Raw genomic sequence first — 26,569 nt, 5'->3', positions numbered from 1 at the left:
TCTCGCTGAACGAGGCGTTCTACGGTTCGACCTTGCGTATCGGAGCGTACCCCAGAAGCAGGTTCTTCGTCCCGCTACCCGGGAAGGTCACGGCCACCTTATCGCCGCTCACCGACTGCACCACACCCCGGCCGAATACCTTGTGATCGACCGTGTCGCCGGCGGCAAGAACGAGCTTCGGCTCGGCCTCACGCCGGACCGACTGTCCCGAGCCGAAGACGCGTCCGCCGCCGGTGCTATCCGGTGCACGGTCGCGCGCCCACCGCACCGATCCGCCGCGGTCGCCTCGTCCCCGCCCCGGCGCCGACGTGCCGAAGCCGGCCGAGCCGATCCCTTCGGCGCGCACGTGTTCTTCGGGAATCTCCGAGATGAACATGCTCGGCTGGTTGTACTGCGTGGTGCCGAAGAGCTGCCGCATCGATGCGTGGATGATGTACAGCCGTTCGCGAGCGCGGGTGATGCCCACGTAGCACAGACGGCGCTCCTCCTCGAGCCCGGACTGGTCGAACAGCGAGCTCGCGTGCGGGAACAGCGAGTCCTCCATGCCGAGCATGAACACGACCGGGAACTCAAGGCCTTTGGCCGAGTGCAGCGTCATCATCGTGACCGCGCGTTCGCTCTCCTCGATCTCGTCGAGGTCGGAGCGCAGCGCCACCCACTCGAGGAACGCCTCGAGCGTTCGCGCCTCGGGCTCCTCGTGCTGCTGGTCGTACTCGTCCACCACGCCGAAGAACTCCCGGATGTTCTCTGCGCGGCCCGCCGCTTCGTGCGTGCTCTCGGCAGCGAGCGCCGAGAGAAGGCCCGAGAGGTCCACTACCGCTTCCACCCTGGCTCTCAGCGACTCGCCTTCGACGGCCCGCGCCGCGGCAAGGTCCTCGGCCAGCACAGCGACCTTGCGCGAAGGGGCGGTCGCGAGCCACCCTTCGTCGGCGGCGAGCGCGATTGCATCCGAGAGCGAGATGCCCCGCTCGATCGCGTGCGCCCTCAGCGTGTCGATGGTGGTCTTGCCGATGCCCTGCCGCTTCTCGAGCACGCGCGCGAGCGACTGGACGTCGGTGGGGTTGGCGGCGGCGCGCAGCCACGCCATCACGTCCTTGATCTCGGCACGCTCGAAGAAGCGCGTTCCGCCCACGAGCCGGTACGGCACGCCAGCGCGCAGGAACGTGTCCTCCACGATGCGCGACTGGGCGTTCGTGCGATAGAAGACGGCGAAGTCGGCATAGGAGCGGTGCTCGTCGCGCAGGAGGCGTTCGATCTCCTCGGCCGCGAAGCGGGCCTCGTCGCGTTCGTCGGTGGCCGAGTAGCGCACAATCGCCTCGCCGCCGACGTTTGCCGTCCACAGCGTCTTCGGCTTGCGCCCGCGGTTGTTCGCCACCACGGCGTTCGCCGCTGCGAGGATCGTCTCGGTAGAGCGGTAATTCTGCTCCAGACGGATCACCGTGGCATCGGGATAGTCGCGCTCGAACTCGAGGATGTTCCGGATATCGGCGCCACGCCACGAGTAGATCGATTGGTCGTCGTCGCCCACGACCATCAGGTTGCGGTCGCGCGCGGCGAGGCGATTCACGATCTCGTACTGCGCCTTGTTCGTGTCCTGATACTCGTCCACGAGGATGTAGCGGAACCGGTCCTGGTAGAACTCGAGTACCTCGGGGTGCTCGCGCAACAGCCGCTCGGCGTTCACGAGCATGTCGTCGAAGTCCATCGCGTTCGCCTCGGCGATCCGCTGCTGGTAGCGGCGGTACACCTTCGCGGTGATCTTCTCCGGCGGGATGGCTGCTTTCGCCTCGTACTCGGCGGGTCCGACGAGCTCGTTTTTTGCCGAGGAGATCCTCGATGCGATGCCCTTGATGGGGAACTGCTTGGGATCGATGTCGAACTCCGCCGCGACGCTGGTGAGCAGCCGCCGAGAATCGTCCTCGTCGTAGATCGTGAATGCGCGGGAGAACCCGAGCCGCTCACCATCTGCACGCAGAATGCGGCCGCAGAACGCGTGGAACGTCATCACCCACATCGCGCGGCCTGCATGGCCGCACAGACCCTCGAGCCGGGAGCGCATCTCCTGCGCGGCCTTGTTGGTGAACGTGATGGCGAGAATCTCCGCCGGTGAGACACCAAGATCGCGCACCAGGTGCGCGATCCGATACGTGAGCACGCGCGTCTTGCCGCTGCCCGCGCCGGCAAGCACGAGAAGCGGTCCTTGCGTGGTGGTGACGGCGTCGCGCTGCGCCGGATTGAGGTCGTCAGGAGAGAATGTCATGGGGTGACAGTGTACCCTGCCCGGCGAGGGGGATGAAGCGGCTGGGAGCGCCTACTTCACGAACTTGATCATCGAGAACGAGCTCTCGGCGCACTGCTTGAGACAGCTGTCGTGCATGACCTTACGGTTGTCGAGGGAGATCTGCGTGTTGCCGCACTTCTCGCACACGGCAGTGCCGCACTCGTCGCAGTAGCCGATGCGCTGCGCCCCGGTGGAGCCGCAGTGCATGCACACCCGTGTGTACAATCCGTCGGCCATCTGCCGTACCTCCCTGGTCAAACAATACTCGCAGGAGTCGTTGCAGCAAATGACTGGCCGAGTTTCCCACTTGCCCTGATTCTGACAGCCATCCTCGCTGGCCGCAAGGTTTCCTAAGGATTCATCCGACGAACGGTGCGGTTCACGCGACGACTCTCCCTACCGCGCGAGCAAGTGGCTCGAGTTCGGCCATAAGCGCCTGCAGTCCTTCGATGTCGAGCGACTGGGGTCCGTCGCAGAGCGCCTCACGCGGATTGGGATGTACCTCGACCATGATGCCGTCGGCGCCCACCGCCACCGCCGCGCGCGAGACCGCGGGGACGAGGTCCGCTCGGCCGGAGGGGTGCGAGACATCCACGATGATGGGCAGCAGCGACAGGCTCTTCACGACCGGGACGGCCGTGATGTCGAGCGTGAAGCGGTATGCCGTCTCGAAGGTGCGGATGCCGCGCTCGCATAGGATCACGTTCTCGTTGCCGAGGGTGGTGATGTACTCGCTCGCCTGCAGCCACTCCTGGATCGTCGCGGCCATGCCGCGCTTGAACACCACGGGCTTGCGGCTTTCGGCGGTCACCTGCCCGATCTTCTTGAGCAGGCTGAAGTTCGCCATGTTGCGGGTGCCGATCTGCAGGACATCGGCGTATGCGTCCACCACTTCGGCATGTGCCGAGTCCGTGACCTCGGTAACGAACATGAGTCCGTACTTGTCCGCCGTCTCCCGCAAGATCTTCAGGCCCTCTTCTTCGAGGCCCTGGAAGGAGTGCGGACTCGTGCGTGGCTTGTACGCCCCACCCCGCATGACCCGGATGCCCAGATCCTTGAGCGCGGCTCCGACCTCGTCCATCTGCGCGCGCGTCTCTACCGAGCACGGACCGGCGATGACGGTGACGGCGCCGTCGCGCACGATGGGAGAGCCGCCGACTTCCACAGCGCTCATCCGCGCATCTCCTTCATGACGTTCAGAACCGCCTCGTAGATCTCGCGCAGGTTCTCCGAGTAAAGCGGCCCGGCGTTGCACTGGGCGAGGTTGGCGAAGATCTCCTCCTCGCGCTTGGGGTCGTACAGACCCCAGTGGACCTGCGGCTTGAGCGCACGGATCGCGAGCGACTCGGCTGCACGCTCATTCAGGAGCTTCACGATCTCGCAGTCGATCTCGTCGATGCGCGACCGGTGCGCGGCGATCTGCTCTGCGGCCTCGGCTGACAGCTGGTCGGTCATTGCCCTCTCCTCACGACTTCCGGTAGGTGCACGAAGCGCCGGTCTCCCGGCGCTCGCGCGGTCCGTATGCGTATCATTCCCATTCGATCGTGCCGGGCGGCTTGCTCGTGATGTCGTACGCCACCCGATTGATGCCTTCGACCTCGTTGATGATGCGATTGCTCATCTTCGCGAGCAAGTCGTGCGGAAGGCGCGCCCAGTCGGCGGTCATCGCGTCGGCCGAGGACACAGCCCGGATGATGATCGGATGCCCGTACGTGCGCTCGTCGCCCATCACGCCCACGCTACGGATGTCAGGAAGGACGCCGAAGTACTGCCACACGCTGCGCTCGGTGTCCCAGTCCCCGATCTCCTCACGGATGATCGCGTCGGCGCGACGGAGCGTCTCGAGCTTCTCGTGCGTGATCTCGCCGATGATGCGCACGGCAAGACCGGGGCCCGGGAACGGCTGCCGGTGGACGATCTCGTCCGGCAGGCCCAGCTCGGAACCGACCGCGCGGACCTCGTCTTTGAACAGCGCCTTGAGCGGCTCGATGAGGTCGAAGTGCACCCCAACGGGAAACGGGATGAGGTTGTGGTGGCTCTTGATCTTCGCGGCGGTCTTGTTACCGCTTTCGATCACGTCGGGATAAAGCGTGCCCTGGGCGAGCCACTTCACGCCCTCGAGCGTGGTGGCCTCCTCGAAGAAGACCTGCCAGAACTCCTCGCCGATGATGGTGCGCTTGCGCTCCGGGTCGGTCACGCCGGCGAGCAACGAAAGGTAGCGCTCCTCGGCATCCACGTGCACGAGGTCGATGTGGAACTGGTCGCGGAAGGTGCGCACGACCTGCTCGGCCTCGTTCAGGCGCATCATGCCGTGATCCACGAACACGCAGGTGAGCTGGTCGCCGATGGCGCGGTGCAGCAGTGCCGCGACGACGCTTGAGTCCACGCCGCCTGACAGGCCGCATATGACGCGATCGGTGCCGACCTGCTCGCGTACGCGCGTCACCGTCTCGTCGATGATGTTCACCATCGTCCAAACCGGCGGGATGCCGGCGATGTCGTGCAAGAAGCGCTTGATGATCTGCTGGCCGAATTCGGTGTGAGCCACCTCGGGATGGAACTGCGTGGCGTACAGGCCACGCTCGGGGTCTTCCATCGATGCGATCGGGGTGATCGCCGTGCGGGCGGTCACGAGGAAGCCTTCGGGCGGCGTCCCCACGCTGTCGCGGTGGCTCATCCAGACCTGCGAGGTCTCCGGTACGCCGTCGAGCAGACGGCACTCGGGCTCCATCACGGCAAGCTCGGCGAAACCGTACTCGCCGATGTCGGTGTGCGGTACCGCGCCGCCCAGGTCGAGCGCCATCAGCTGCATGCCGTAGCAGAAGCCGAGGACCGGGATGCCGAGGTCGTAGATGCGCGGGTCGAGCTTCGGTGCACCCTGAGCGTAGACGCTCGCGGGACCACCGGACAAGATGAGCGCCGCCGGACGGCGACGCTCGATCTCCTCGGCACTGATGTCGTGGGGCACGATCTCCGAGTACACGCGCGCCTCACGAACGCGACGCGCGATCAGCTGCGCGTACTGCGCGCCGAAATCGAGCACGAAGACGGTGGGCTGTCCTCCGTGATAGTCGGTCACGCCCGTCCCCTACCGGCCCATGCCGACGCCCTGGGCCTGCTGGAGGGTCTTGCCCTCGGTCTGCAAGGAGGGCGCGACCATGACCTCGGCTTTCTGGAACGCCTTCAGGTTCTCGTAACCGCAGGTGGCCATGGAGGTGCGCAGGCCGCCACAGAGATTGAGCGTGCCGTCGTTCTCGTGCGCCGGGCCGATGAGCACGTCGGCGAGCGAGCCCTTCTGGCCGGCGAAGACGCGCGTGCCACGCGGCAGGTCCGGGTGGAAGGTCGCCATGCCCCAGTGGTAGCCGCGGCCGGGCGCTTCGGCGGCCGCTGCGAGCGGCGAGCCGATCATCACGCTGTCGGCGCCGCAGGCGATGGCCTTGGCCAGGTCGCCGCCGGTGCGCATGCCGCCATCAGCGATGACGTGGCAGTAGGTGCCGGTCTCGTCCAGGTGGCGCATGCGGGCCGCAGCAGCGTCGGCGACGGCGGTGCACTGCGGAACGCCGATGCCCAGCACGCGACGCGACGTGCACGCGTGACCGGGACCGACGCCCACGAGCACGCCCACGGCGCCGGTGCGCATGAGGTGGAGTGCGCCCTGGTAGCTGCAGCAGCCGCCGACGATGACCGGGATGTCGAGGCCGGCGACGAACGCGTTCAGGTCGAGCGGCTTGTCGAAGCTCGAAACGTGCTCGGCGGAGATGACCGTGCCCTGGATGATGAGGATGTCGAGACCGCCTTCGAGCGCCGGGCCGATGAACTTCTCGACGTTCTGGGGGGTAAGCGAGGCGGCGGCGAGCACGCCACCAGCCTTGATCTCCTTGATCCTCTGCGTGATGAGTTCCGGCTTCACGTCTTCGGCGGCGTAGATCTCCTGCATCCTGCGAGTGGCTTCTTCGCGCGAGAACGACGCGATGGCGTCAAGCTGCGGAGCGGGATCGGCGTAGCGCGTCTGGATGCCCTCGAGATTGAGCACGGCCAGCCCGCCGAGCTTGCCGAGGGTGATAGCGAACGCGGGATCCACCACGCCGTCCATGGCGGAGGCAAGGACCGGAAGCGGGAACGCGTAGTCGCGGCCCTTGAACGAGAACTCCCAGGAGATGTTCACGTCCCGGGGGTCGCGGGTGCGCCTGCTCGGCACGATCGCGATGTCGTCGAACCCATACGCCTGACGTGCCGTCTTGCCGCGTCCGATCTCGATCTCCATAAGCGCTGATTCCTCCCGGTCGATTCGCGCTACATGATCCTGTGCCATCCAAGACGCCCCTCGATACGCGAAGGACCAGGACCGCGCCACGGCGCAGGATGCCCTGGTCCGAAAGATGCTGCGACGAAGAGGGTTTTCGGGGTGCGTGGTCTGTCTATGCTACGCCAGCGTCCCAGGGGGGTCAAACCCGCGCGACGTGCGGTACAATCAACCACAAGCCCGCATCCGGGGGTACGAATATGAAGCCTTGCCGTAGCACTCGAATCCCTCTGCGCACGTCACGCGCGGCCACGGTAGCCCTCGCGGCAGCCGTTCTCCTGGTCGCTCTCGCCGTTGCGTCTCCCGCGCTTGCCGGCCCACTGGTGGCGATCGACGCGGGTCATGGCGGCCCCTACAGTCACGCGCGCTACGGGTCGCTCACCGAGAAGGCAGCGAACCTCTTGTTCGCGATCGAACTTGGCGCCCGTCTGCACGAGCAGGGCTACGGCATCGCCTATACCAGGACGACCGACACCGCCGTGTGTCTCTCGGACATCCCGACGTGGCACTGGATCGATGCCGAGGGTCGCTGGGTGTACGCCCCGGATGGCATCGTCTGGTACGACGACGGCGTGCCGCGTGACGACCTGCAAGCTCGCTCGGATGTCGCCAACAACCTCGGCGCGGACGTCTTCATCTCGATCCACTGCAACGGCGCCTCCTCCTCGGCCGCGAGCGGCACGGAGAACTGGGCATCGGCAAACGACCTGCTCGGGCAGCAGCTGGGCGACTATGTCCAGGGCGCGGTCCTCGAGCAGACAGGTCAGCGTGACCGCGGCTCCGGCGTACAGAGCTTCTACGTGACCAAGTGGGCCAACATGCCGGCACTGCTCATCGAGACCGGCTTCATGAGCAACACGGCCGAGGGCAGCCTCATCGCGAGCCCCTGGTGGCGCACCCGCTATGTGGCGGGCATAGTCAACGGGCTCAACCGCTGGATGGCGAGCGGCGCCTATGCGCCGTTCTACCCGCGCTACGCAGGCTCCGCGCGTTCGAGCACGGCGGTCATAGCATCCCGCTCGCTCTGGTCAGGCGGCGTGTCGACGATGGTCCTTGCCTCGGTGTACGACCCCGTGAGCGCACTCGCAGCACCGATTGCCACTGCCCGCCTCGGCGCGCCGGTGATCTATGCGGACACCAAGGGGCTCTCGGCCGAGGCTGTTGCCGAGGTCGCGCGACTGAGCCCCGACCGGATCATCGCAGTGGGTTCGACCAAGATGCTGCCGGACACCTTCCTCGAGCAAGCCGCCGCGGCCGCGGGAATCGACGCGTCGGCTGTGACCCGGCTCGCCGGGACCGAGCCCGCTGATGTTGCGCCGCTGCTCTCCGACGAGCTCGCCTCGGCGGACACCTCGATGACCGTGGTCTTCGCCAGCGCCGCACGCACAAGCGACGCCCTCGCAGCAGCCCTGGTCGCGGCGAGTCGTCCCGGCGGGGCGCTCGTGCTGACACGCGCCGACTGGTCGCTGCCACCCGAGGCGGTCGCATTCCTCGCAGCGCACTCCGGTGACGTCGCAACCACGGTCTCCGTCGGGCCGGTACCCGACGCCGTCACCGCAGGCATGCCGAACCGCACGCGGATCGGCAACGCCGATGCGGGCGTCACGCAGGTGGCCGCCATCGGCGCTACCCGGGCGTCCGGCATGGTATGGCTACTTGCGTACAACCCCGCCTCGGTCAGCGACGGCGTGGTCGCCACCACCGTCGCCGTTCGGACCTACGGTGTCACGATGCCGCTCGTCAACGGCCGCATCCTGTCCGCCTACCAGCGTGAGTGGATCGAGAACCAGTCGCCGCGCGTCTACTACACCACGATGGTGGGCGACACGTCCGTGCTGCCGCCGGTGGCCGATGCGATGATCGACAAGGCCCGCAGGTAGCGCGCTCGCATGCTACACGTTGAAGCGGAAGTGCACGACGTCGCCATCGGCGACGACGTACTCCTTGCCTTCGATGCCGAGCTTGCCCGCGGCCTTGGCGGCCGCTTCAGTCTCGAGTGAATCGTAGTCGGCGAACGAGATGACTTCGGCCTTGATGAAGCCGCGCTCGAAGTCGGTATGGATGACGCCGGCCGCCTCGGGCGCCTTCGCACCCACGCGCACGGTCCACGCACGGACTTCCTGCTCGCCTGCGGTGAAGAACGACTGAAGGCCCAGGAGCCGGTACGCCTCGCGGATGAGCGCGTTGAGACCCGGTTCGGCCAGGCCCTCCATCTCGAGGTACTCGGCGAGCTCCTCGGGCTCGAGCTCGGCCATCTCTGATTCGATCTTCGCGCAGATCGGCACGGGCGCGATGCCGTCGATCTTTGCGAGCGACGCGCCGATGTCGCTCTCGTCCACGTTGGCGACGTAGAGCATCGGCTTCATGGTGAGCAGGTGGAGGTCGCGGACCATCGCGCGCTCGTCGTCGGTCATCTCCATGGTCCGTGCCCGGTGCCCCTGCTCCATCCATGCGTTCAGCCTGCGGGCAACGTCGAGCTTGAGAGCCGCCGGGGCGTCACGTTTGGCATCCTTCTCGAGGCGCGGCAACGCCCGCTCGAGCGTGCCGAGGTCTGCCAACACGAGCTCCGTCTTGATGGTCTCCACGTCTCCGGCCGGATCGACCTTGCCATCCACGTGGATCACGTTCGGGTCGCGGAAGTAGCGGACGACCTCGGCGATCGCATCCGTCTCGCGGATGGTGGCGAGGAACTGGTTGCCGAGTCCCTCTCCCTCGCTCGCACCCTTCACAAGCCCGGCGATGTCCACAAACTCGACAGTGGCAGGCACGACACGCTGCGGGCTCACGAGTTCGGCGAGCCGGTCGAGACGGGCATCGGGGACGGGGACGAGGCCCACGTTCGGCTCGATGGTAGCGAAGGGGTAGTTGGCGGCATCCACCTGCTTCTTGGTGAGCGCGGTGAACAGCGTCGACTTGCCGACGTTCGGAAGGCCGACGATACCGATAGAAAGTGCCACGCTCGCTCCCTTCATCGCGCGGGAAGGCCGCGCGGCCTGCGATACTATACACCATGGACTCGCTCGAAATCGTTGCCGCCATGCGCGGCGGACAGGGGCCCGGTCGGCGGTGAGCGACACCCTCACACAGGCACTCGCTCTCGGCGGAAGCGCGTTTCTCATCGCGTTCACCGGCGCCATGGCGCCGGGGCCCTACCTCACCGTGACTATCACGCGCACCGTCACGCGCGGTCCGCGTTCGGCCGCGCTCATGCTGATCGGCCACGCGCTCCTCGAAGGACTGCTTCTCGTCGGCTTCGCCTTCGGCCTGCAGGAGATCCTGCAGAACCTGCACGTGTCGAACGTGCTCTCCGGCGTGGGCGGCATCTTCCTCGTCTGGATGGGCTGGAGCCTGCTGCGTGGCGCGATCGCGGGCACCATCAGCGCGAGCGCGGGTCCCGCACAGCCCGAATCGAAGCTCGGGCCGGTCCTGCACGGCGCCGCCGTGAGCCTCTCGAACCCCTACTGGCTGCTGTGGTGGGTGACGATCGGGGTCAAACTGGCATCCGACGGAGTGGCCCTCGGCCCGGCCGGCATCGCGGCGTTCTTCATCGGCCACCAGCTCGCTGACGTGACATGGTACGGACTGGTCATCTTCGCCACAACCCGCGGGAAGCGCCTGCTCGCCGACCGCCCCTATCGGCTCATCATCGGCGCCTGCGCGCTGTTCTTGCTCTACCTCGGCGCGCGCTTCTTCCTCGGCTCGCTCGACCTCATCTAGACGCTCCCCGGCCCGCTACTCGAGCGACGAATACGGGTCGAGCGGGTCGAACGCCTCGACATTCCACTCGATGCCGAACGCCCGTAGCTTGGCGTAGTACTCCTCTTCGGTGTGCTCCTTGTTGAGGATGTGGAACCGGGCCCCGTTGAGCCCAACGCAGTAAGCGCAGTCGCGGCAGTCCACACACTGGATGCACTCGACGACGCTGTCGCAGTTGTGGCAGCTGATGCAGCCCCTTGCGTTGTAGACGTAGTTGCAGTTGCGGCACACGTCCGTGTTGAAACACCCGTAGTTGTTGTCTTTGTCCCGGTCGTGCGTGTGCTCGCTCTTGAGCTGGTGCCACTCGGCCAGGAAGTGGACGTTCTGCGTCATCGGCGCCCCCTCGCTATCCTTCACGACCGGATTATTGTAGCGTCTGCCGGCCGAAGCGGAACGCATCAGAGATGCGCTAGCGCGAAGCGCGCGATTCGACGAGCCCGGAGGCGGCGACAGCCAGGGCCTGACGCTCGAGTTCGCATACGGGGACCGGCGCGACCACCACTACGTTGCGCCCATCGCCCTTTGCCTCGTAGAGCGCGCCATCGGCGGCCGACAGCAAGGCCTCCGCGCTGTCGCCGTGTTCGCCAAGGAGAGACATGCCTATCGATAGAGTCACAGCTCCCAGAGGCTCACCCCTGAACTCCAGGTGAAGTGCTTCAACCCCTTCCCGCAGGCTCTCGGCACGGGCGAACGCCGTGGCCAGATCGGCCCCCAGCCAGACCGCCACGAACTCCTCGCCGCCATACCGGGACACCAGGTCGCCGGCCCTCGTATGGTCCCTGAGGTACCCTGCGACTTGCTTGAGCACGTAGTCGCCCGCCTCGTGACCGTAGGTGTCGTTGAAGTCCTTGAAGTGGTCGATGTCCACGAAGCCCACCACGAGCGGCGCTGACTCTCGCCCGGCCCGCGCGATCTCGCGTTTCAATCCCTCTTCCATGGGGCGGCGGTTATACAGTCCCGTGAGCGGATCGCGCAGAGCCTGCTCCCGCAGCGTCTCCCGCAGCTGCATGTTCGAGATTGCCAGCGCAACGCGACCGGCGAACGAGGCCAGTATGGCACGGCCGTGCTCGTACGAACCGGGTTCGGCGCAGGGGTCCGACCCGCTGCATCCCACCAGCACGATCGTGCCGAGCCGCTCTCCGTGCGCCACCAGCGGCACACAGGCCGAGCATGCCCCCGCAGCGTGCACGTGATCGCACGAGGGAAGATCCGGCTCGTTGAAGCGGGTCCAGTGGGCATGAGCGGTCCTGAGCGACCAGCACTCGTCCACGTCGTAGCGTTCCGCCAGTGGCTCGGCGTTGCCCCACTCCACTGCGCGTGCGAGAACGGGACCGTCCCCGTCGAACAGGTACAGGGCGCCCTGGAACCCCGCGAACAGCTGCTGGCCGTAGTTCGCGATGACAGCATAGGCCTCGGACCAGGACAGGTCGGCCTGCAGCAACGCGTCCATCTCGCCGGCGAGATCCATCTCATTGCCGGAGCGCCGCGCGCGCTCAAGCAGGCTTTGCAGCTCGCTGTTTGCCTCCGCGAGGACTTCCTCGGTCGCAGTCTGCTCCTCGATCCGGTCGTGCAGGGAGCTCAGAGCAGCACGAAGATTCACGCGCCCGATCTCGAACGCGGCGGCGAGTACACCGATCTCGTCCCTGCCCACCTGGGGAATCTCTTGATCCAACTCCCCGTCGGCAAGACGCTTCACCGCCACGTCCAGGATGGCCAGAGGGCGAGCTACCGAGCGAGACGCGACGATCCCAGCACCGATCAGGGCCGCGATCATCACGATTGCTAGCGCCACGATGACAATTTGCGCCCGCGCGATGCTGGCGTTGAGCACATCCATGGCATCCGCAGCCTCCACGAGCTCATGCTCGGCGAGCTCGTCCAGGGGCACGGCCATCCGGTCAAGCGCGCCGTTGAGACCCACGGTGCGTCCCCGCACCGCGGCGCGCACGTCCGTCCACGACGCCTGGATGCGCTCCGTGTAGACGCCCTCGCTTCGTCCAAGTGAACCCGGGGAGTCCCCGTAGTCGGCGGTTGCGCGCTCGAACCGGCCAGCGGCTGCCTCGAAGGCGAGCTGATCCTCATACCGGCCCGACACCACGTAGACCGCAGCGAGGCGCCCCGCTTCCTGCGCGCGTGATGCCATCTGCTCGCTCAACACGGCAGCTTCGAAGTGCACGTCGTGGATGCTCTCGCTGTTCACTCGCACCGGGGCGAGTGCAGCGAAAGCAATGAGGGCAACAATGACCGCGCCGATTGCGGCGAACGCGGTGATGCGATGTCTGGTCTTCAAGTAGTCAACGCCTCTGAGGGCATGAGGTAGATACGGTGACAAGCACTCTCTGTGTACTTCATCGGCACAAACCCCGTTCGAGTTGAGCCGGAGCCCTCGTTTCTGTGCCGTTCGTCCCGCTGCCGGGGTGGTGGGAACACCAGACGGGGCCCCGGCTCGTTGCCGGGGCCCCGCTCGATCACGCATGCTCAGAAGCGAGCGAACGCTACATCATCCCACCCATGCCGCCCATGCCTGCCATGGCAGCAGCGGCGTCGTTCTTCTCGGGAACGTCCGAGACCGTGGTCTCGGTGATGAGGATGAGTGCTGCGATCGACGCTGCGTTCTGCAGCGCGGTACGGGTGACCTTGACCGGGTCGATGACGCCCATCTTTGCGAGGTCGCCGTACTCGCCGGTGGAGGCATTGAGACCCTCGCCCTTGGCCAGCGCCTTGACCTTCTCGACCACGACCGAGCCCTCGAAGCCGGCGTTGGCAGCGATCTGCTTCAGCGGCTCGTCGAGTGCCTTGCGGATGATGGTGACGCCGATCTGCTCGTCACCGGGGAGCACAAGTGCGTCGAGCGCGGGAGCCGCGTCAGTGAGCGCAACGCCACCGCCGGCGACGATGCCCTCTTCAACGGCCGCACGGGTCGCCTGGAGCGCGTCCTCGATACGGTGCTTCTTCTCCTTGAGCTCGACTTCGGTAGCCGCGCCCACCTAGATGACAGCCACACCACCGGAGAGCTTGTCCAGACGCTCCTGCAGCTTCTCGCGGTCGAAGTCGGAGTCGGAGTTCTCGATCTCGTTCTTCAGCTGGGTGATGCGTGCCTTGATCTGCTCCTCGGCACCCTTGCCGTCGATGATCGTCGTGTCGTCCTTGGTGATCTTCACCTTGTCGGCACGGCCGAGCATGTCGAGCGTGACGTTCTCGAGCTTGTGGCCGAGCTCCTCGGAGACGACCTGGCCGCCCGTGACGATCGCGATGTCCTCGAGCATCCGCTTGCGGCGGTCGCCGAAGCCCGGCGCCTTGACGGCGACGGAGGTGAAGGTGCCGCGCAGCTTGTTCACGACGAGCGTGGCAAGCGCCTCGCCCTCCACGTCCTCGGCGATGATGAGCAGCTGCTTGCCGGCCTGCATGATCTTCTCGAGCACCGGCAGAAGGTCCTGGATGTTGCTGATCTTCTGACTGACGACGAGGATGTACGGATCCTCGAGCACGGCCTCCATGCGGTCCGCGTCGGTGATCATGTACGGGTTGATGTAGCCCTTGTCGAACTGCATGCCCTCGACGGTGTCGATGTCGATGCCGAAGGTGAGACTTTCCTCGACGGTGATGACGCCGTCCTTGCCCACGACCTCCATCGCCTCGGCGATCTTGTCGCCGATGGCCTCATCGGCGGCAGAGATCGACCCGACGTGCGCGATCTCTTCCTTGTCCTCGATCTCCTTGGCGTTGGCCTTGATCGTCTCGACCACGACCTCCACGGCCTTCTCGATGCCGCGCTTGATGGCGAGCGGGTTGGCGCCGGCCGCCACGTTGCGCAGGCCTTCGCGCACGATCACCTGGGCGAGCAGGGTTGCCGTGGTGGTGCCATCGCCCGCAACGTCGTTCGTCTTGGTGGCGACTTCCTTGACGAGCTGGGCGCCCATGTTCTCGATGGGATCCTCGAGCTCGATCTCCTTGGCGATCGTCACGCCGTCGTTGGTGATGGTCGGCGAGCCGAACTTCTTCTCGAGCACAACGTAACGGCCGCGGGGGCCGAGGGTCACCTTGACCGCGTTGGCCAGCTTGTTGACGCCGGCCTCGAGACCGCGGCGGGCCTCTTCATCGAAACGAATGTCCTTTGCCATATCGGGTGATTCCCCTCCTTAGGTGAGATGACGGATGTGACTTAGCCCTGCACGACCGCGAGGATGTCGCTCTGCGACATGATGAAGTACTCCTCGCCGTCGATCTTGATCGAAGTCTTGCCCCACTCCTTGTAGATGACGACGTCACCGACCTTGACGTCCATCGGCAGGCGCTTGACGCCTTCGTCTTCCCAGCGGCCCTCGCCCACAGCCACGATCTCGCCCTTCTGGGGCTTCTCCTTGGCCGTATCGGGCAGGAAGATTCCGCTCTTGGTCTGCTCATCGGCCTTCGCCGGCTTGACGACGACGTTATCGAACAGCGGCTTCAGGTTCATGCTCTACCCTCCTACTTCAGTTGACTGACCCATGGATACTCGCGGAGCCGTGGCACCGCGGCGGATACCTATGTACCCGTTCTAACCACGGTTGGCACTCTACGGGTGCGAGTGCCAGCCGAAGGTGATTCTAGGCCTACCACAGAGCCGAACGCAAGGGGGCGTGAGCGAGAATCTGATGCTTCGGCACTCAGATTAGTGCGTGGGTCCGCCAAGCCGCATGTTCGGCATCGCATCCGCGCCGAGTCCGAGCACCCGTCCTTCGGCAAGGCGGTCGTGCGCAGCGGCCGCGATCATCGAGGCGTTGTCCGTGCACAACTCGAGCGGCGGCACCGACAGCGAGATGCTCGCATCCGCGAGTGCCGCCCGCAGCCCCTCGCGCAGTGCGGGGTTGGCCGCAACGCCGCCGGCGAGCACCACAGTCCGCGCACCGTGATCCACTGCCGCACGCAGGGTCTTCGCCACCTGGACGTCGACCACCGCTGCCTGGAACGACGCGGCTATGTCCGGCACGCGCAGTTCACGGCCCGCCGCCCTCTCGGCCTCCACGTACTGGATGACCGCTGTCTTGAGACCCGAGAGCGACACATCGAGGTTCCCACTTCGCATCATCGCGCGCGGGAAGGGTATGGCGGCCGGATCGCCGTCAACTGCGAGGCGCGAGAGGACGGGCCCGCCCGGATACCCCAGGCCGAGGAGCTTCGCCACCTTGTCGAACGCCTCTCCCGCCGCATCGTCGAGCGTGCGTCCGAGCACCTCGTAGCGACCCCATTCGGTCACGTGGACGATCGCCGTGTGACCCCCTGAAACGAGCAGCGCCACGAGTGGCGCCTCGAGGTTCGGGTCGAGCAGGCGCGCCGCGTAGATGTGCCCCTCGAGGTGGTTCACCCCAACGAGCGGGAGGCCCGTGGCGAGCGCGACGCCCTTCGCGTACGCGAGGCCGACGACGAGTGCGCCCACGAGGCCCGGGCCCCGCGTGACGGCGAGCGCGTGCAGATCGCTGAAGCGTACGCCGGCCTTCGCAAGCGCCTCGTCGACCACGGCCACGACAGCCTCGGTGTGCTTGCGCGAAGCGATCTCCGGCACCACGCCTCCGAAGCGTGCGTGGAAGTCGACCTGGCTCGCCACAACCGACGCGAGCTCCTCGCGTCCGCCACGCATGACGGAGGCGGCCGTCTCGTCACAGGAGGTCTCTATGGCCAGCACGAGGTCCTCGCCCGTACGGGCCGCATCTACGGCTCGCACCTGCGGCACGAGCGGCCTGGACCACAGCACGAGCGCATCCTCACCGGTCTCGGGGTAGTAGCCCGTCCGGCGGCCTGTCGCGTCAAAGCCGCACGATGCGTAGACCGCGAGCGCCCCGGCGTTCGACTCGCACACCTCGAGCGTCATCCGCGCTGCGCCGCGGGCCACCGCCTCGGCAGCGAGGGCGGCGATCAGGGCACGAGCGAGACCGCGGCCCCGGTGCGCAGGGTCGACTGCGATGTCCATCAGGTGTGCATCGGGACCGACGACCATGATGCCGCCGTACGCCGCCACGTCGCCATCGTGCTCCGCTACGTACCACGCCCGGTCCACCCTGCCGAGTTCACTGCGCAGCATGCCCTCGGTCCAGGGTGCGGCGAAACTCGCGTTCTCTATCTCGAGCACGCCAGGGATGTCCGACACCACGAGCTGGCGGATCGTCATGCTCGCGCCTCCCCCGGACCGGCCACGCCGCCGTCCGGCAACGAGGACTCCCCGCCCGCGCGCACACGTTCCGCCTCTTCGGCGTCGGAAAGGCGCGTGTAGATCGGCAGCATGGCTCCCGGATGGGCCGCGGCATATGCGGCGTCGCGCTCGAGTCCGCGAATCGCCATGAGCGTGCGATCGCCATCCGCCGCCCACGCCGCGGCGAGGATGGAGGGGCCGTTCGGGACGCGCAGGCGCTCGGACGCGAGCACGCCGCGCTCACCGAGCGCAGCGAGAAGCACGCCCTCGTGCTTGGCAACGCCGTTTCCGGTGAGCAAGACGGTCTCGCCGAGCGCCGCCCACTCGGCCGCGATCTGACCGGGGGGGGCGACACGGTCCCGCACGAGACGCACGACCGTGCCGGCGTGGGCGCGGAAGAGCGCCGGGTACACCTCGCCACGCATGGCGTCTCCCACGACTCCGATGAGCCCTTCGGCTCCGACGTTGTGCGCGACCGCGTCGAGCGTCCCGAAGCCGACGAGTGGCACACAGAGACCGTGTGCCAGGCCTTTGGCGGTCGCCGCGCCGATCCTGACCCCGGTGAACGAGCCCGGACCACGACCGACGGCCACCGCTTCAAGCGATGCGGGCTCGAGCGCGATGCTCTCCATCAGCCGCTCCGCCGCCAGTAGTACGACCGTGTTCGCCGCGCGAGGCGCCCGGAAGTCGGCCGCCGCGAGCACCGCCCCGGGCGCATCCAGGTCGCCGATGGCGAGCGCGAGGTGATCGGTCGCCGTGTCGAGGGCGAGAAACGGCCTCATCGGGAAGTCCGCTCGGCGCCGAGCACATTCAACCACGCTGTAGCCAGTGCGGTGGCGCGTGCGCCGCACGGGTGCAGCTCGAATAGACGCTCGTCATCTCCCGTGCGGTGGATCGTCACCAGCAGCCGATCATCCGGCAGCGACAGGGGGAAGCGATCGCCCCATTCGATCATCGACACGCCATTCCCTTCGACCGTCTCGTAGAAGCCGATCTCCTCGAGATCCTCCTCGCGCTCCAGGCGGTAGAGGTCGAAGTGGTAGAGGGGCAGCGACCCCGGGTGCACGAGCAGCAGGTTGAACGTGGGACTGGTGACCGCATCGCCCACGCCGAGTGCGCGGGCCACGCCCTTCACCAGCTGGGTCTTGCCCGCGCCGAGATCGCCGGCGAGCGCCACGACGTCCCCTGCACGCAGCAGGGGGCCGAGCAACTCGCCCGCACCGACGGTCGCAGCTTCATCCGCTGTCATGAACTCCAGATCCACTGCCACATCCCCTAGAAGAGCGCCGGCTGTTCGGGATCATCGGCCGCCGAGCCTTCATCGGCGGCGGCCGCGTCGAGGACCGCACGCAGCCGCTTGAAGTCGTCGAACAGGATCCCGCGTTTCGACTGGTCGTAAAGCGCAGCCGCTGGATGGAATATGGGCACCACGCGTCGGCCATCCACCTGGAACAGCCTGCCCCTGAGCGCGGAGATCGGGCGCTCGGTGCCCAGTACCTGGTGCGTGGCGTGGTTGCCGAGCGTCGCGATGACGGCCGGCGAGATCAGTCGCACCTGCTCGTTGAGGAACGGGGTGCACACCTCGACCTCCGCGGGCAGCGGGTCCCGGTTCCCCGGTGGACGACACTTGAGCACGTTGGCGATGTAGACCTCGCTGCGGTCGAGCCCGATACTCTCGAGCAGCTCGTCCAGCAGTTTGCCCGCCGCCCCCACGAACGGCTCACCCTTCAAGTCCTCGTTGCGACCGGGCGCTTCTCCGATGAACATGAGCCTCGCTCCCGGATCGCCGACACCGAAGACGAGCGTCGTCCGCGTGTCGCCGAGAGCGCAGCGGTGACAGTCGCCGATCAGCTGGCGCAGCGCGACCAGGTCCGCGGCACCTGTGCGAAGAGGAACATCTGGTGGCCCGTCCGACACTCGGTTCCCCCTAGAGCCAGGTGGTGACTTCGGCGAGCGGACGACGTGCCGGCCTACCGGCAGATTCGGCCGAGTACCCGATGGGCAGCACGGCGACCGGCGTGATCGGAGCCGACGCGCCGATTGCCTCGGCCACGGCCGCCTGGTCGAACGCGCCGATCCAGCATGACGAGAGACCGCGGTCCACAGCCGCGAGAAGGATGTTCTCGGCTGCGGCAGCCGTATCCTGGATCGCGTAGAGATACTCCCCGCGATCGCCGTATCGCGCCGCGCATGGACGCGGATCCACCGCCACGACGATCACGAGCGGGGCGGCAGCGGCCCAACGCTGGTGAAGCGCCGCAGCGAGACGCTCACGGGCCTCTGCCGATCGCACGATGAAGAACCGCCACGGCTGGATGTTCCCCGCGCTCGGCGCCGCCACGGCCGCCTCCAGCAGCGCACGGGTGTCTTCCTCGCTGACCGTGAGCTTCGCGTTCAGGTGCCGCACGCTGCGGCGCTTGGCTATGACGTCGGTGAACTCCATCAAGATCCCTTCCGGACGGACGATGGGCGCCTCGCGGCACGCGCCCATTCTAGCCCAGCGCGTGAGGTGCGGCGACGAACCATGCAGGAGTTGCCGGTCAGGGTGGCGAACATAGCCCCAGGAGGTGGGTAGCTGATGAATGGCAACAGATCAGATGTCAGGGACGAAGACATCGGCATGCGCGCGTTCCAGATCCGCAAGGCCAAGGCCGTGGAGCGGGCGATCGACCGGATTCGGCAAGGTATCAAGAAGGACTGGCCGATGTTCACCCAGCACGACTTGAGCGATCTCGACTGGATGCTCGGCGAGTTGTGGTCGTACGAGAAGCGTGCCGACTGGGAAGACCTGCACTTCAGCAAGCTCACCACCGAAGACGTGCAGCAGATCGTTGAAGTGGCGCGCGGTCTGCGCGAGAATCCGCACAACACCGTCGAGACACTCGAAGCGGTCGGAGACATCATCCGCGCGCGCAGCGTCTGAGAGCACACCCATGACACATGCCGAACGGCCGCCCACGGGCGGCCGCTTCCGTCTTCGGCTCTGACAACGCCGCGCGGTGTCCGGGAATGCGGTGAGGCGGCGCCAAGTACCCCCCGGTAGGCAGCGCCGCCTCACAGTACGCAGACGCACACATCAGGTTCCGTGCGCGGCCTTCTTCGCTTCGATCTTCCTCTTGACCTTCTTCAGGCGAAAGAGGTCTTCGCGTGCCCGCTCGTCGAGCGCCTGGCGGATATAGGACACCTGCTCCCTGAGCTGGGGCACCGTGATCTGCTCCAACGCGTTGACGCGCCGGTTGGTCTTCTGGATCTCCTCGCCGAGACGCTTGAGGCGAGTCTCGATGTCGGCGTACTCGATGATGACGTCGAGGATCCGCTCGAACTTGTCGGCCGTCTCGTCGATTCGGGAGGAGACGCCGGTGATCGAATATCCACGCGTGAACGACGTGCGCAGTGGGCTCTCGCCCTTGGTCACGACCGGGACCGCGATGCCCATGATCTTCGTACCGGTCATGTCGATGGTGACCTCGCCGCGAGTCGCGAATGCCGCCGAGCGGACCGAGACGGTGCCGTCAACGGCCTTGGCGATCGCCAGGCTGTGCTGGGCCTCGTTCGTCGTGCGCTGCAAGTCATTGCTCAGCCGCAGCGTCTCGTCCATGACCGACATGAACTCGATCAGCAGGGCGTCACGCTTCTGCTTCAGCAGGTCCATGCCCTGCTCGGCAAGCGTGATCTGCTGCTTGCGTTCAAGCAGCTCGGATCTGGTCGGCCTGACTTCTTCCACGTCTCACCTCCTCCGCCGCACCGGCAGCGGGTCTAGATGTCGCCCGTTTCTCCGCTGTTGGTTGCCGCAGTGGGGTGGTACTTCTCAATGAAGTCACGCACACGCTTCAGCTCGCCCATCGGCAGTTCGCTCATGAGCTCCCAGCCGATGGTAAGCGTCTCTTCAATGGACCTGCCTACGTCGCCCTGGCCGACGATCTGGTGCTCGAACTCATCGGCGAAGTGCAGGAAGCGGCGGTCCGTGTCGGAGAGCGCTTCCTCGCCGACGATGGCGACCAGACGGCGAAGGTCGCGGCCCTGCGCGTACGCGGCATAGAGCTGGTTGGCTACCGCGCGATGGTCATCGCGCGTCTTCTCGTCGCCGATACCCAGGTTCATCAGGCGCGACAGGCACGGCAGCACGTCGATCGGCGGGAAGAGGCCGCGGCGATGCAGGTGCCGCGAGAGCACGATCTGGCCCTCGGTGATGTAGCCGGTGAGGTCGGGAATCGGGTGCGTGATGTCGTCGTCGGGCATCGTCAGGATCGGGAGCTGCGTGACCGAGCCCTTCTGGCCCTTGATACGGCCGGCGCGCTCGTAGATGGTCGAGAGGTCGGTGTACATGTAGCCCGGGTAGCCGCGGCGTCCCGGAACCTCTTCACGAGCGGTCGACACTTCGCGAAGCGCCTCGCAGTAGTTCGTCATGTCCGAAAGGATTACGAGCACCTGCAGGTCCTTCTCGAACGCGAGATACTCGGCCACCGTCAGTGCGCACTTCGGCGTCAGCAGACGCTCGACCGTCGGGTCGTCGGCGAGGTTCAGGAAGAACACGACTCGCTCGAGCGCACCGGTGGTCTCGAACTGGTTCATGAAGAAGGCGGCTTCGCGATGGGTGATGCCCATCGCGCCGAAGACGATAGCGAACTCCTCGCCCGACTTGACGCGAGCCTGGCGGATGATCTGTGCCGCAAGCTCGTTGGCCGGCAGACCCGAACCCGAGAAGATCGGGAGCTTCTGGCCGCGCACGAGCGTGTTCAGACCGTCGATGGCCGAGATGCCGGTCTCGATGAAGTCGGCAGGCTGCGCGCGACGGTACGGGTTGATCGGCGAACCGGTGATGTCAAGGCGCCGCTCCGGGATGATCGGGGCGCCGCCGTCGATCGGCTTGCCGGTGCCGTTCAGGATGCGGCCCAGTAGTTCGGGGGCCACGTCGATCTTTGCGACCTCTTCGAGGAAGCGTACGCGCGTGCCATCGATGTCGATGCCCTGCGTGCCCTCAAAGACCTGGATGACCGCGGTCGTCCCGGACACCTCGAGAACCTGGCCGCTTCGCTCGCTGCCATCTGGCATGAGCACGGCCACCATCTCGTTGTACGCGACGTGGTGCACGTTCTCCACAAAGATCAGAGGACCGGTGACATACGTCAGCGTTCGGTACTCGGTGGAGAGCAGCGGACGGTCGAATGTTGCCTCCACGGTCATCTACATCACCTCGATTCCGGCGATCTGTTCACCGATCTGCTGAACCAGCACGGGCATGCGCTCCAGCGCCTCGTCGTGCGGTGTGGTCTTGAGGGTCGAGATCTCGTCGCGCGATGGGAGCTGCAGGACCTGCCGGAGCGACACGCCGCGAGACATCGCCTGGGTGGCGGCGTCGTTGAACGCGAGGATCGTCTTCAAGATCCAGTACGCCTTCTTCGGCGGGCAGTACGCATCGATGGCGTCGAACGCGAACTGCTGCAAGAAGTCCTCGCGGATCATGCGGGCGACCTCGAGGATGATCTTCTCGGTCTCCGGCAGTGCATCTGGGCCGACCAGCTGCACGATCTCCTGGAGTTCGGTTTCCTTCTGGAGGATGAACATCGCGCGCTCGCGCACCGCACGCCAGTCATCGGCGACCTCGCTCTCGAACCAGTCCTGAACCTGGCTGAGATACAGCGTGTAGGACTTGGTCCAGGAGATCGCCGGGAAGTGACGGCGGTGGGCAAGCGAGGTATCCAGCGCCCAGAATGCACCCGTGACACGCAGGGAGTTCTGGGTCATCGGCTCGGACATGTCGCCGCCCGGAGGTGAGACCGCGCCGACCATCGTGACCGAGCCGACCCGGTCCCCATCGCCGAGAGCTTCAACACGACCGGAGCGCTCGTAGAAGCTCGCGAGTCGGGTGGCGAGGTAGGCCGGATAGCCTTCCTCACCGGGCATCTCTTCAAGACGGCCGGAGACCTCGCGGAGCGCCTCGCCCCAGCGGGAGGTGGAGTCAGCCATCATAGCGACGTTGTAGCCCATGTCGCGGTAGTACTCCGCCAGCGTGACGCCCGTGTAGATCGATGCTTCACGAGCGGCCACCGGCATGTTCGATGTGTTCGCAACCAGAACGGTACGATCCATCAGCTTGTGACCCGTACGCGGATCGTCAAGCTCCGGGAACTCGGCGAGCACCTCGGTCATCTCGTTGCCGCGCTCGCCGCAACCCACGTAGATGATGATGTCCACGTCGGCCCACTTGGCGAGCGACTGCTGCGTGACCGTCTTGCCGGTGCCGAAGCCCCCCGGGATGATGGCGTTGCCGCCCAGCGCGACCGGGAAGAACGTATCGAGGATACGCATCCCCGTCATGAAGGGAGTCGTCGGGTCGAGCTTCCGCTTGTACGGACGCCCGTACCGGACCGGCCACCACTGGCTCATCTTGATCTCAGTGCCGTTGTCGAGCACCGCGATGACATCGTCGATCGTGTACGAGCCCGCAGCAACGATCGACGCGATGGTCCCCTGCGTCTTCGGCGGGACCATGACGCGATGCAACACCGTCGCACCCTCGGGTGTCGTGCCGATCACGTCGCCTCCGGACACCGCCTGCCCGACCTCCGCCACAGGCGTGAACTCCCAGAGCTTGGTGCGGTTCAGCGCGCTCGCCACGGTTCCACGGGCGATGAAGTCGCTTCCCGTTTCCTCCGCGATCACCGGCAGCGGACGCTGAATACCGTCGTAGATCGACGTCAGCAGCCCGGGGCCGAGCTCGAGCTTGAGCGCGCCTTCGGTGGACTCGACCGGCTCGCCGATGAGCAGGCCCGACGTGTCTTCGTAGACCTGGATCGTGGCGAGTTCGCCTTCGAGCCTGATGACCTCGCCCATGAGGCCGGCATCGCCGACCCGGACGACGTCGTACATCTTGGTCCCCGTCATGCCGTCGGCGACGACGACAGGACCGGTGATCTTTGAGAGCTTTCCGACAATCATCAGCCTCGCCTCAGTGTAATGTCGAATCCGATGGCCCGTCTGATCAGGCGCGAGAGGTACGCCCTATGGTCCTCTTCGGTCGCCAGCTGTTCGCGTATCGGCAGGGAGATCACGATCGGCCGGTACGACTGGTTGATCTTCTGTTGCGTCCGTTCGTCGATATCGACCATGAACGCCTCGTTCACGGCCACGATCCCGCTATCGTCGTCGTCGATGAGCGCCGCGAGCTTGCGCCGCGCATCTTCCGGCGAATCGGCAACCTGTACGGTGACGCCGGCGAGACCGAAACCATCTGCCGTGTCGGGGTCGGTGAGGACGATGAGCTTATACAACGATGAGCTCCTCCCTCATACGCCCCTCGGGCATGCCCACAGACACGCCCTTCACCACGATGCGCAGGTTCGTGACTTCGTTCGCCTTCGCCCACAGGTAGCTGATGGTGAGACCAATGCCGAGCGGATCGCCCTTGCCCGTATCGAATGCGATGCGGAAGAGGTAGTCCTCCAGCGCGCGTTCGAACACCGAGATGGAACCGTGCTCCATGTACTGCAGGGCCGCCTCGTCGAGCGGCTTGCCATACGGCGTCTTCTTGATGCGGTTGAACACCTCGTCAACGTCGGACATCGCGGACAGCTCAAGGAAGAGCGCTTCGTCGACCACATCGCCTCCGGGGAGGAAGAACCGTGACGCGTCGCCCTCGCCCAGATCGGCGTTGAGCAACCTGATGCTCGTCAGCAGGTTCATGGTGTCGACCTGCGCGCCGAGGAATACCCGCGCGATCTGCGTGTTCTCCCGTCGGCCCTTGAGGCGCTTGGCCGCCCACTGATAGTAGTAGCGGTCGAGCGCCAGCTCCAGAAGCGACAGGTCGTCCTCCTCTTCGTACTGCGGCATGACCTCCCGCAGTGGGACTGCGAAGGGAAGACCCCAGGTCGCAAGCGTGTCGACCACGCTGCGGATGTCGGGCTGTCGTGCGAGTTCGTCCGCGTCGACCTGCGAGAGCTGGCCGACGGTCATGAGGCTATCAACGATCTCATCCTCGGAAAGGCTCATATGCTTGCCGCGGATGATGGTCTTGACGTTGAACAGGTCCCACCTGCCGAGAAGCGTCGTCACCAGCGCGGTCGCCTCATCGTTGGAGTGCAAGAGGACCTTGCGGAACGTGCGCGTCATGTTGTCTTTCAGCGCCTCGTCCACCTGGGTCGCATTGCGCCCGTGCAAGATCCGTCCCTCAAGGTCGGGACCGTACTCCGTCTGCATGACCTTCGAGATGACATCGCCGATGTTCTTCGACGACATGAGCTCGTCGAAGAACGACTGCTTCAGCAGACGCGAACGCATCCCGCGGATGCGGGCGTTCGAGTAGCCGTACTCCCGGCCCCGCGGCCGGTAGACGTAGTCTGCTGATGACGCGCGCTCGCTCATGAAGTCAGGACCTCGGCAACCTTCGCGCCGGCAAGGCTGCGGGCCTTGATCATCCGGCTCTCGAACGTGTTCCTGCGAACCACACGACCCCCGTGCGCCGATACCACGAGCCCTCCGATGGTATCGAGCGTCGGTGACACACTCGCCGTCAAGCCGAGGTCGCGAACGACCTTCGCCGCCAGATCGGCATCCGCGGGCGCCACCTGGAGCTCACAATCGCTCTCCATGCCGGTGAAGGCTTCCTTCGCCAGCGCCGTGAAGACACGCTCGTACTCGGCCGTGCCTCGCATCGCTGCGAGGTGGTTCGCCGCTTCAGCGAAGACGGCATCGACCGCGCCGTCGCGCACTTCGGCCAGGTCTCGCTTGACCTGCAGGCGAGCAGCATTGACGGCCTTGGTCGCCTTGGCGCGAACCGCCGCATCGGTGGCCTCGATCTTGGCTCCCGTGATCCGCTGCGCTTCGTCCCGTGCCTCGTGCTCGACCGTGTCCGACTGCACCGTGGCAACGTGCAGTATGTGGTTCACTTCGCCGTCGGCCTGTTCCTCAAGCGCTCTGAAGATGTCCTCAATCGCCATGCGTCAATCCTTCCATGGGTCGGGTCCTGCCGTACCTTGGACCACTAACCGCCCTGGATCATGAACGCGATAACGAAGCCGAGGAGGATGATCGTCTCAGGCAGAGCCTGGAGAACGATCAGCGTGGTGCCAGCCTCGGGGCGCTCGGCGAGCGTGCCGGCACCGGCGGAACCGATCTTCGACTGCGCGTACGCGGTGGCCAGTGCTGCCACACACATCGAGGCGCCTGCAGCGGCGTACTTGGCGATGTCGACTGACGGGTCGACCGCTACCTGGGCACCCTCCTCGGCGAGTGCCATCGCCGGGACAATCATGGCAGCCAGGAAGGTACTCCCGAACACCACCTTTGCGAGCTTGTTCTTGATCATGCGCTCTTTTCACCTCCGGTTTTGTGGAACGGCTTGTACTCTGACTTGCTCGCCTCGTAGTACTTCCCGCCGAACTCCAGGAAGTTGAGACGTAGGGCATGAACTGATGGCGTGATGACCGCCAAGGCAAGGTGGATGATGTGGAACAAGAGTGCTGCGACGATACCGTCTGCGACCGGCATGTTCCCCGCCATCTCGTTGATGGCACTCGCGAAGATCGCGTCCGAGAGACCGATGGCCATGATACGCAGGTAGCTCGCGCTGTGAGACATGAGCTCGATGATCTCGACGACCCCGATCATGCCGCCGAACCAGATAGTGGCGACCGCCCCGCCCATCATCGCGATCGCTCCGATCGCACGGACCACAGGATTCGAGTTCAACAGAACCATCGCGACGATCAGGATGATGAGGCCGATCATGAGGCTGGCCAGACCGCCCTTAACCCACGCGTGCTTCGTGTGCTTAGTCTTGAGAGCGTTCACCAGGCCGAGTATCAGGCCGAAGGTGATCTGGATGACGCCGAGGCCGAGGGCCGCGAACATCAGGGGCATCACGAATACCTCGCGGTTGTACGGGAGCGTGATGCCGAAGATGTTGATCATCGGGAACATGAAGTCCGCATGATTCCAGAGCAGCCCGCCGAAGAACTCGCCGTACAGGATACCGAAGAGGATGGCCGAGGTGGCCGCCGGACCGAGAAGGCCGGTCGCCAGCTGCACCGAGTCCTTCTCCTTGAACTTGAACCGCATCCACAGG

At 65.8% G+C, this 26,569-nt stretch carries 26 protein-coding genes and 1 pseudogene; 3 read left to right on the top strand and 24 right to left on the bottom strand.

Annotated elements, in window-relative coordinates; all coding sequences use genetic code 11:
- Window positions 1–19: 19 nt before the first annotated feature.
- The 6 genes from Q7W51_09925 to Q7W51_09900 all read right to left on the bottom strand — a co-directional run bounded on the left by Q7W51_09925 (window position 20) and on the right by Q7W51_09900 (window position 6,593).
- Window positions 20–2,260, bottom strand: coding sequence for a UvrD-helicase domain-containing protein (locus tag Q7W51_09925; GenBank protein ID MDO8848687.1), 2,241 nt, complete (start codon window positions 2,258–2,260; stop codon window positions 20–22).
- A gap of 51 nt (window positions 2,261–2,311) precedes the next feature.
- Window positions 2,312–2,518, bottom strand: coding sequence for a hypothetical protein (locus tag Q7W51_09920; GenBank protein ID MDO8848686.1), 207 nt, complete (start codon window positions 2,516–2,518; stop codon window positions 2,312–2,314).
- 142 nt (window positions 2,519–2,660) lie between these two features.
- A complete protein-coding gene (gene aroF / locus Q7W51_09915) occupies window positions 2,661–3,455 on the bottom strand; it encodes a 3-deoxy-7-phosphoheptulonate synthase (protein ID MDO8848685.1) in 795 nt (264 codons plus the stop codon).
- Window positions 3,452–3,736: a chorismate mutase gene (locus Q7W51_09910; GenBank protein MDO8848684.1), complete on the bottom strand. Its 285-nt coding sequence runs from the start codon at window positions 3,734–3,736 to the stop codon at window positions 3,452–3,454. The genes aroF and Q7W51_09910 overlap by 4 nt, the downstream gene beginning before the upstream one ends.
- Window positions 3,737–3,809: 73 nt before the next feature.
- A complete protein-coding gene (gene guaA / locus Q7W51_09905; GenBank protein ID MDO8848683.1) occupies window positions 3,810–5,360 on the bottom strand; it encodes a glutamine-hydrolyzing GMP synthase in 1,551 nt (516 codons plus the stop codon).
- 9 nt (window positions 5,361–5,369) lie between these two features.
- A complete protein-coding gene (locus tag Q7W51_09900; protein MDO8848682.1) occupies window positions 5,370–6,593 on the bottom strand; it encodes a GuaB3 family IMP dehydrogenase-related protein in 1,224 nt (407 codons plus the stop codon).
- A 191-nt stretch (window positions 6,594–6,784) separates the two neighbouring features.
- On the opposite strand from Q7W51_09900, the gene Q7W51_09895 reads away from it, so the two are divergent.
- Window positions 6,785–8,464 (top strand): N-acetylmuramoyl-L-alanine amidase, encoded by a 1,680-nt coding sequence (locus Q7W51_09895; protein MDO8848681.1) that lies wholly within the window; start codon window positions 6,785–6,787, stop codon window positions 8,462–8,464.
- Window positions 8,465–8,476: 12 nt separating this feature from the next.
- Here the strand turns inward: Q7W51_09895 and ychF are convergent, their stop codons facing one another.
- Window positions 8,477–9,541, bottom strand: a complete 1,065-nt coding sequence (gene ychF / locus Q7W51_09890) for a redox-regulated ATPase YchF (GenBank protein ID MDO8848680.1) — start codon at window positions 9,539–9,541, stop codon at window positions 8,477–8,479.
- Between the two features lie 109 nt (window positions 9,542–9,650).
- Between ychF and Q7W51_09885 the strand changes: the two genes are divergently transcribed.
- Window positions 9,651–10,301 (top strand): LysE family transporter, encoded by a 651-nt coding sequence (locus tag Q7W51_09885; GenBank protein ID MDO8848679.1) that lies wholly within the window; start codon window positions 9,651–9,653, stop codon window positions 10,299–10,301.
- A 15-nt stretch (window positions 10,302–10,316) separates the two neighbouring features.
- Here the strand turns inward: Q7W51_09885 and Q7W51_09880 are convergent, their stop codons facing one another.
- The 9 genes and pseudogenes from Q7W51_09880 to Q7W51_09840 form a co-directional block, all read right to left on the bottom strand.
- Complete coding sequence (locus Q7W51_09880) at window positions 10,317–10,673, bottom strand: hypothetical protein (GenBank protein MDO8848678.1); 357 nt, start codon at window positions 10,671–10,673, stop codon at window positions 10,317–10,319.
- Window positions 10,674–10,749: 76 nt separating this feature from the next.
- Window positions 10,750–12,630 carry a diguanylate cyclase gene (locus Q7W51_09875; GenBank protein ID MDO8848677.1) on the bottom strand — a complete coding sequence of 627 codons (1,881 nt, stop codon included), beginning with the start codon at window positions 12,628–12,630 and terminating at the stop codon, window positions 10,750–10,752.
- 205 nt (window positions 12,631–12,835) lie between these two features.
- A pseudogene (gene groL / locus Q7W51_09870) lies at window positions 12,836–14,461 on the bottom strand (chaperonin GroEL).
- Window positions 14,462–14,502: 41 nt separating this feature from the next.
- Window positions 14,503–14,796: a co-chaperone GroES gene (locus tag Q7W51_09865; protein MDO8848676.1), complete on the bottom strand. Its 294-nt coding sequence runs from the start codon at window positions 14,794–14,796 to the stop codon at window positions 14,503–14,505.
- Between the two features lie 195 nt (window positions 14,797–14,991).
- On the bottom strand, window positions 14,992–16,485 hold the full coding sequence (tsaD, locus tag Q7W51_09860) for a tRNA (adenosine(37)-N6)-threonylcarbamoyltransferase complex transferase subunit TsaD (protein MDO8848675.1): 1,494 nt from the start codon (window positions 16,483–16,485) through the stop codon (window positions 14,992–14,994).
- Window positions 16,482–17,288, bottom strand: a complete 807-nt coding sequence (tsaB, locus tag Q7W51_09855) for a tRNA (adenosine(37)-N6)-threonylcarbamoyltransferase complex dimerization subunit type 1 TsaB (protein ID MDO8848674.1) — start codon at window positions 17,286–17,288, stop codon at window positions 16,482–16,484. The genes tsaD and tsaB overlap by 4 nt, the downstream gene beginning before the upstream one ends.
- Window positions 17,285–17,770 carry a tRNA (adenosine(37)-N6)-threonylcarbamoyltransferase complex ATPase subunit type 1 TsaE gene (tsaE, locus tag Q7W51_09850; GenBank protein MDO8848673.1) on the bottom strand — a complete coding sequence of 162 codons (486 nt, stop codon included), beginning with the start codon at window positions 17,768–17,770 and terminating at the stop codon, window positions 17,285–17,287. The genes tsaB and tsaE overlap by 4 nt, the downstream gene beginning before the upstream one ends.
- An 11-nt stretch (window positions 17,771–17,781) precedes the next feature.
- Entirely contained in the window at window positions 17,782–18,423 is a 642-nt protein-coding gene (locus tag Q7W51_09845; GenBank protein ID MDO8848672.1) for a uracil-DNA glycosylase, read from the bottom strand.
- 10 nt (window positions 18,424–18,433) lie between these two features.
- Window positions 18,434–18,949 carry a nitroreductase family protein gene (locus Q7W51_09840; GenBank protein ID MDO8848671.1) on the bottom strand — a complete coding sequence of 172 codons (516 nt, stop codon included), beginning with the start codon at window positions 18,947–18,949 and terminating at the stop codon, window positions 18,434–18,436.
- Between the two features lie 135 nt (window positions 18,950–19,084).
- Here Q7W51_09840 and Q7W51_09835 point away from each other — a divergent pair, with 135 nt between their 5' ends.
- On the top strand, window positions 19,085–19,429 hold the full coding sequence (locus Q7W51_09835; protein ID MDO8848670.1) for a hypothetical protein: 345 nt from the start codon (window positions 19,085–19,087) through the stop codon (window positions 19,427–19,429).
- A gap of 153 nt (window positions 19,430–19,582) precedes the next feature.
- Here the strand turns inward: Q7W51_09835 and Q7W51_09830 are convergent, their stop codons facing one another.
- The 8 genes from Q7W51_09830 to Q7W51_09795 form a co-directional block, all read right to left on the bottom strand.
- On the bottom strand, window positions 19,583–20,230 hold the full coding sequence (locus Q7W51_09830; GenBank protein ID MDO8848669.1) for a V-type ATP synthase subunit D: 648 nt from the start codon (window positions 20,228–20,230) through the stop codon (window positions 19,583–19,585).
- Window positions 20,231–20,262: 32 nt separating this feature from the next.
- Window positions 20,263–21,690, bottom strand: coding sequence for a V-type ATP synthase subunit B (locus Q7W51_09825; protein MDO8848668.1), 1,428 nt, complete (start codon window positions 21,688–21,690; stop codon window positions 20,263–20,265).
- Window positions 21,691–23,448 carry a V-type ATP synthase subunit A gene (locus Q7W51_09820; GenBank protein MDO8848667.1) on the bottom strand — a complete coding sequence of 586 codons (1,758 nt, stop codon included), beginning with the start codon at window positions 23,446–23,448 and terminating at the stop codon, window positions 21,691–21,693.
- A complete protein-coding gene (locus tag Q7W51_09815) occupies window positions 23,445–23,777 on the bottom strand; it encodes a V-type ATP synthase subunit F (protein MDO8848666.1) in 333 nt (110 codons plus the stop codon). Before Q7W51_09815 ends, Q7W51_09820 begins: the two co-directional genes overlap by 4 nt.
- The gene (locus Q7W51_09810; GenBank protein ID MDO8848665.1) at window positions 23,770–24,867 is read right to left on the bottom strand and encodes a V-type ATPase subunit; all 1,098 of its coding nucleotides are present in this window, start codon (window positions 24,865–24,867) and stop codon (window positions 23,770–23,772) included. Before Q7W51_09810 ends, Q7W51_09815 begins: the two co-directional genes overlap by 8 nt.
- Window positions 24,864–25,442: a V-type ATP synthase subunit E gene (locus Q7W51_09805; protein MDO8848664.1), complete on the bottom strand. Its 579-nt coding sequence runs from the start codon at window positions 25,440–25,442 to the stop codon at window positions 24,864–24,866. The genes Q7W51_09810 and Q7W51_09805 overlap by 4 nt, the downstream gene beginning before the upstream one ends.
- A 44-nt stretch (window positions 25,443–25,486) precedes the next feature.
- Window positions 25,487–25,741, bottom strand: a complete 255-nt coding sequence (locus Q7W51_09800; GenBank protein MDO8848663.1) for an ATPase — start codon at window positions 25,739–25,741, stop codon at window positions 25,487–25,489.
- Window positions 25,742–25,806: 65 nt separating this feature from the next.
- Window positions 25,807–26,569, bottom strand: a 763-nt coding sequence (locus Q7W51_09795; protein ID MDO8848662.1) for a V-type ATPase 116kDa subunit family protein, incomplete at its 5' end; no start/stop codon positions are given.

The sequence above is a fragment of the Coriobacteriia bacterium genome (assembly GCA_030652115.1).
In the GTDB taxonomy this organism is placed as follows: domain Bacteria; phylum Actinomycetota; class Coriobacteriia; order Anaerosomatales; family Anaerosomataceae; genus UBA6100.
Note: the sequence above shows the minus strand (reverse complement) of the source record. Positions and strands in the feature narration are given on the sequence as shown.

What these genes read in the sequence shown, in the direction of transcription:
- Q7W51_09925 (MDO8848687.1), bottom strand. Translation starts at nt 2,260, where the DNA reads ATGACATTCTCTCCTGACGACCTCAATCCGGCGCAGCGCGACGCCGTC.
- Q7W51_09920 (MDO8848686.1), bottom strand. Translation starts at nt 2,518, where the DNA reads ATGGCCGACGGATTGTACACACGGGTGTGCATGCACTGCGGCTCCACC.
- aroF (MDO8848685.1), bottom strand. Translation starts at nt 3,455, where the DNA reads ATGAGCGCTGTGGAAGTCGGCGGCTCTCCCATCGTGCGCGACGGCGCC.
- Q7W51_09910 (MDO8848684.1), bottom strand. Translation starts at nt 3,736, where the DNA reads ATGACCGACCAGCTGTCAGCCGAGGCCGCAGAGCAGATCGCCGCGCAC.
- Q7W51_09900 (MDO8848682.1), bottom strand. Translation starts at nt 6,593, where the DNA reads ATGGCACAGGATCATGTAGCGCGAATCGACCGGGAGGAATCAGCGCTT.
- Q7W51_09895 (MDO8848681.1), top strand. Translation starts at nt 6,785, where the DNA reads ATGAAGCCTTGCCGTAGCACTCGAATCCCTCTGCGCACGTCACGCGCG.
- Q7W51_09880 (MDO8848678.1), bottom strand. Translation starts at nt 10,673, where the DNA reads ATGACGCAGAACGTCCACTTCCTGGCCGAGTGGCACCAGCTCAAGAGC.
- Q7W51_09865 (MDO8848676.1), bottom strand. Translation starts at nt 14,796, where the DNA reads ATGAACCTGAAGCCGCTGTTCGATAACGTCGTCGTCAAGCCGGCGAAG.
- tsaD (MDO8848675.1), bottom strand. Translation starts at nt 16,485, where the DNA reads ATGACGATCCGCCAGCTCGTGGTGTCGGACATCCCTGGCGTGCTCGAG.
- tsaB (MDO8848674.1), bottom strand. Translation starts at nt 17,288, where the DNA reads ATGAGGCCGTTTCTCGCCCTCGACACGGCGACCGATCACCTCGCGCTC.
- Q7W51_09840 (MDO8848671.1), bottom strand. Translation starts at nt 18,949, where the DNA reads ATGGAGTTCACCGACGTCATAGCCAAGCGCCGCAGCGTGCGGCACCTG.
- Q7W51_09835 (MDO8848670.1), top strand. Translation starts at nt 19,085, where the DNA reads ATGAATGGCAACAGATCAGATGTCAGGGACGAAGACATCGGCATGCGC.
- Q7W51_09825 (MDO8848668.1), bottom strand. Translation starts at nt 21,690, where the DNA reads ATGACCGTGGAGGCAACATTCGACCGTCCGCTGCTCTCCACCGAGTAC.
- Q7W51_09810 (MDO8848665.1), bottom strand. Translation starts at nt 24,867, where the DNA reads ATGAGCGAGCGCGCGTCATCAGCAGACTACGTCTACCGGCCGCGGGGC.
- Q7W51_09805 (MDO8848664.1), bottom strand. Translation starts at nt 25,442, where the DNA reads ATGGCGATTGAGGACATCTTCAGAGCGCTTGAGGAACAGGCCGACGGC.
- Q7W51_09800 (MDO8848663.1), bottom strand. Translation starts at nt 25,741, where the DNA reads ATGGCACTCGCCGAGGAGGGTGCCCAGGTAGCGGTCGACCCGTCAGTC.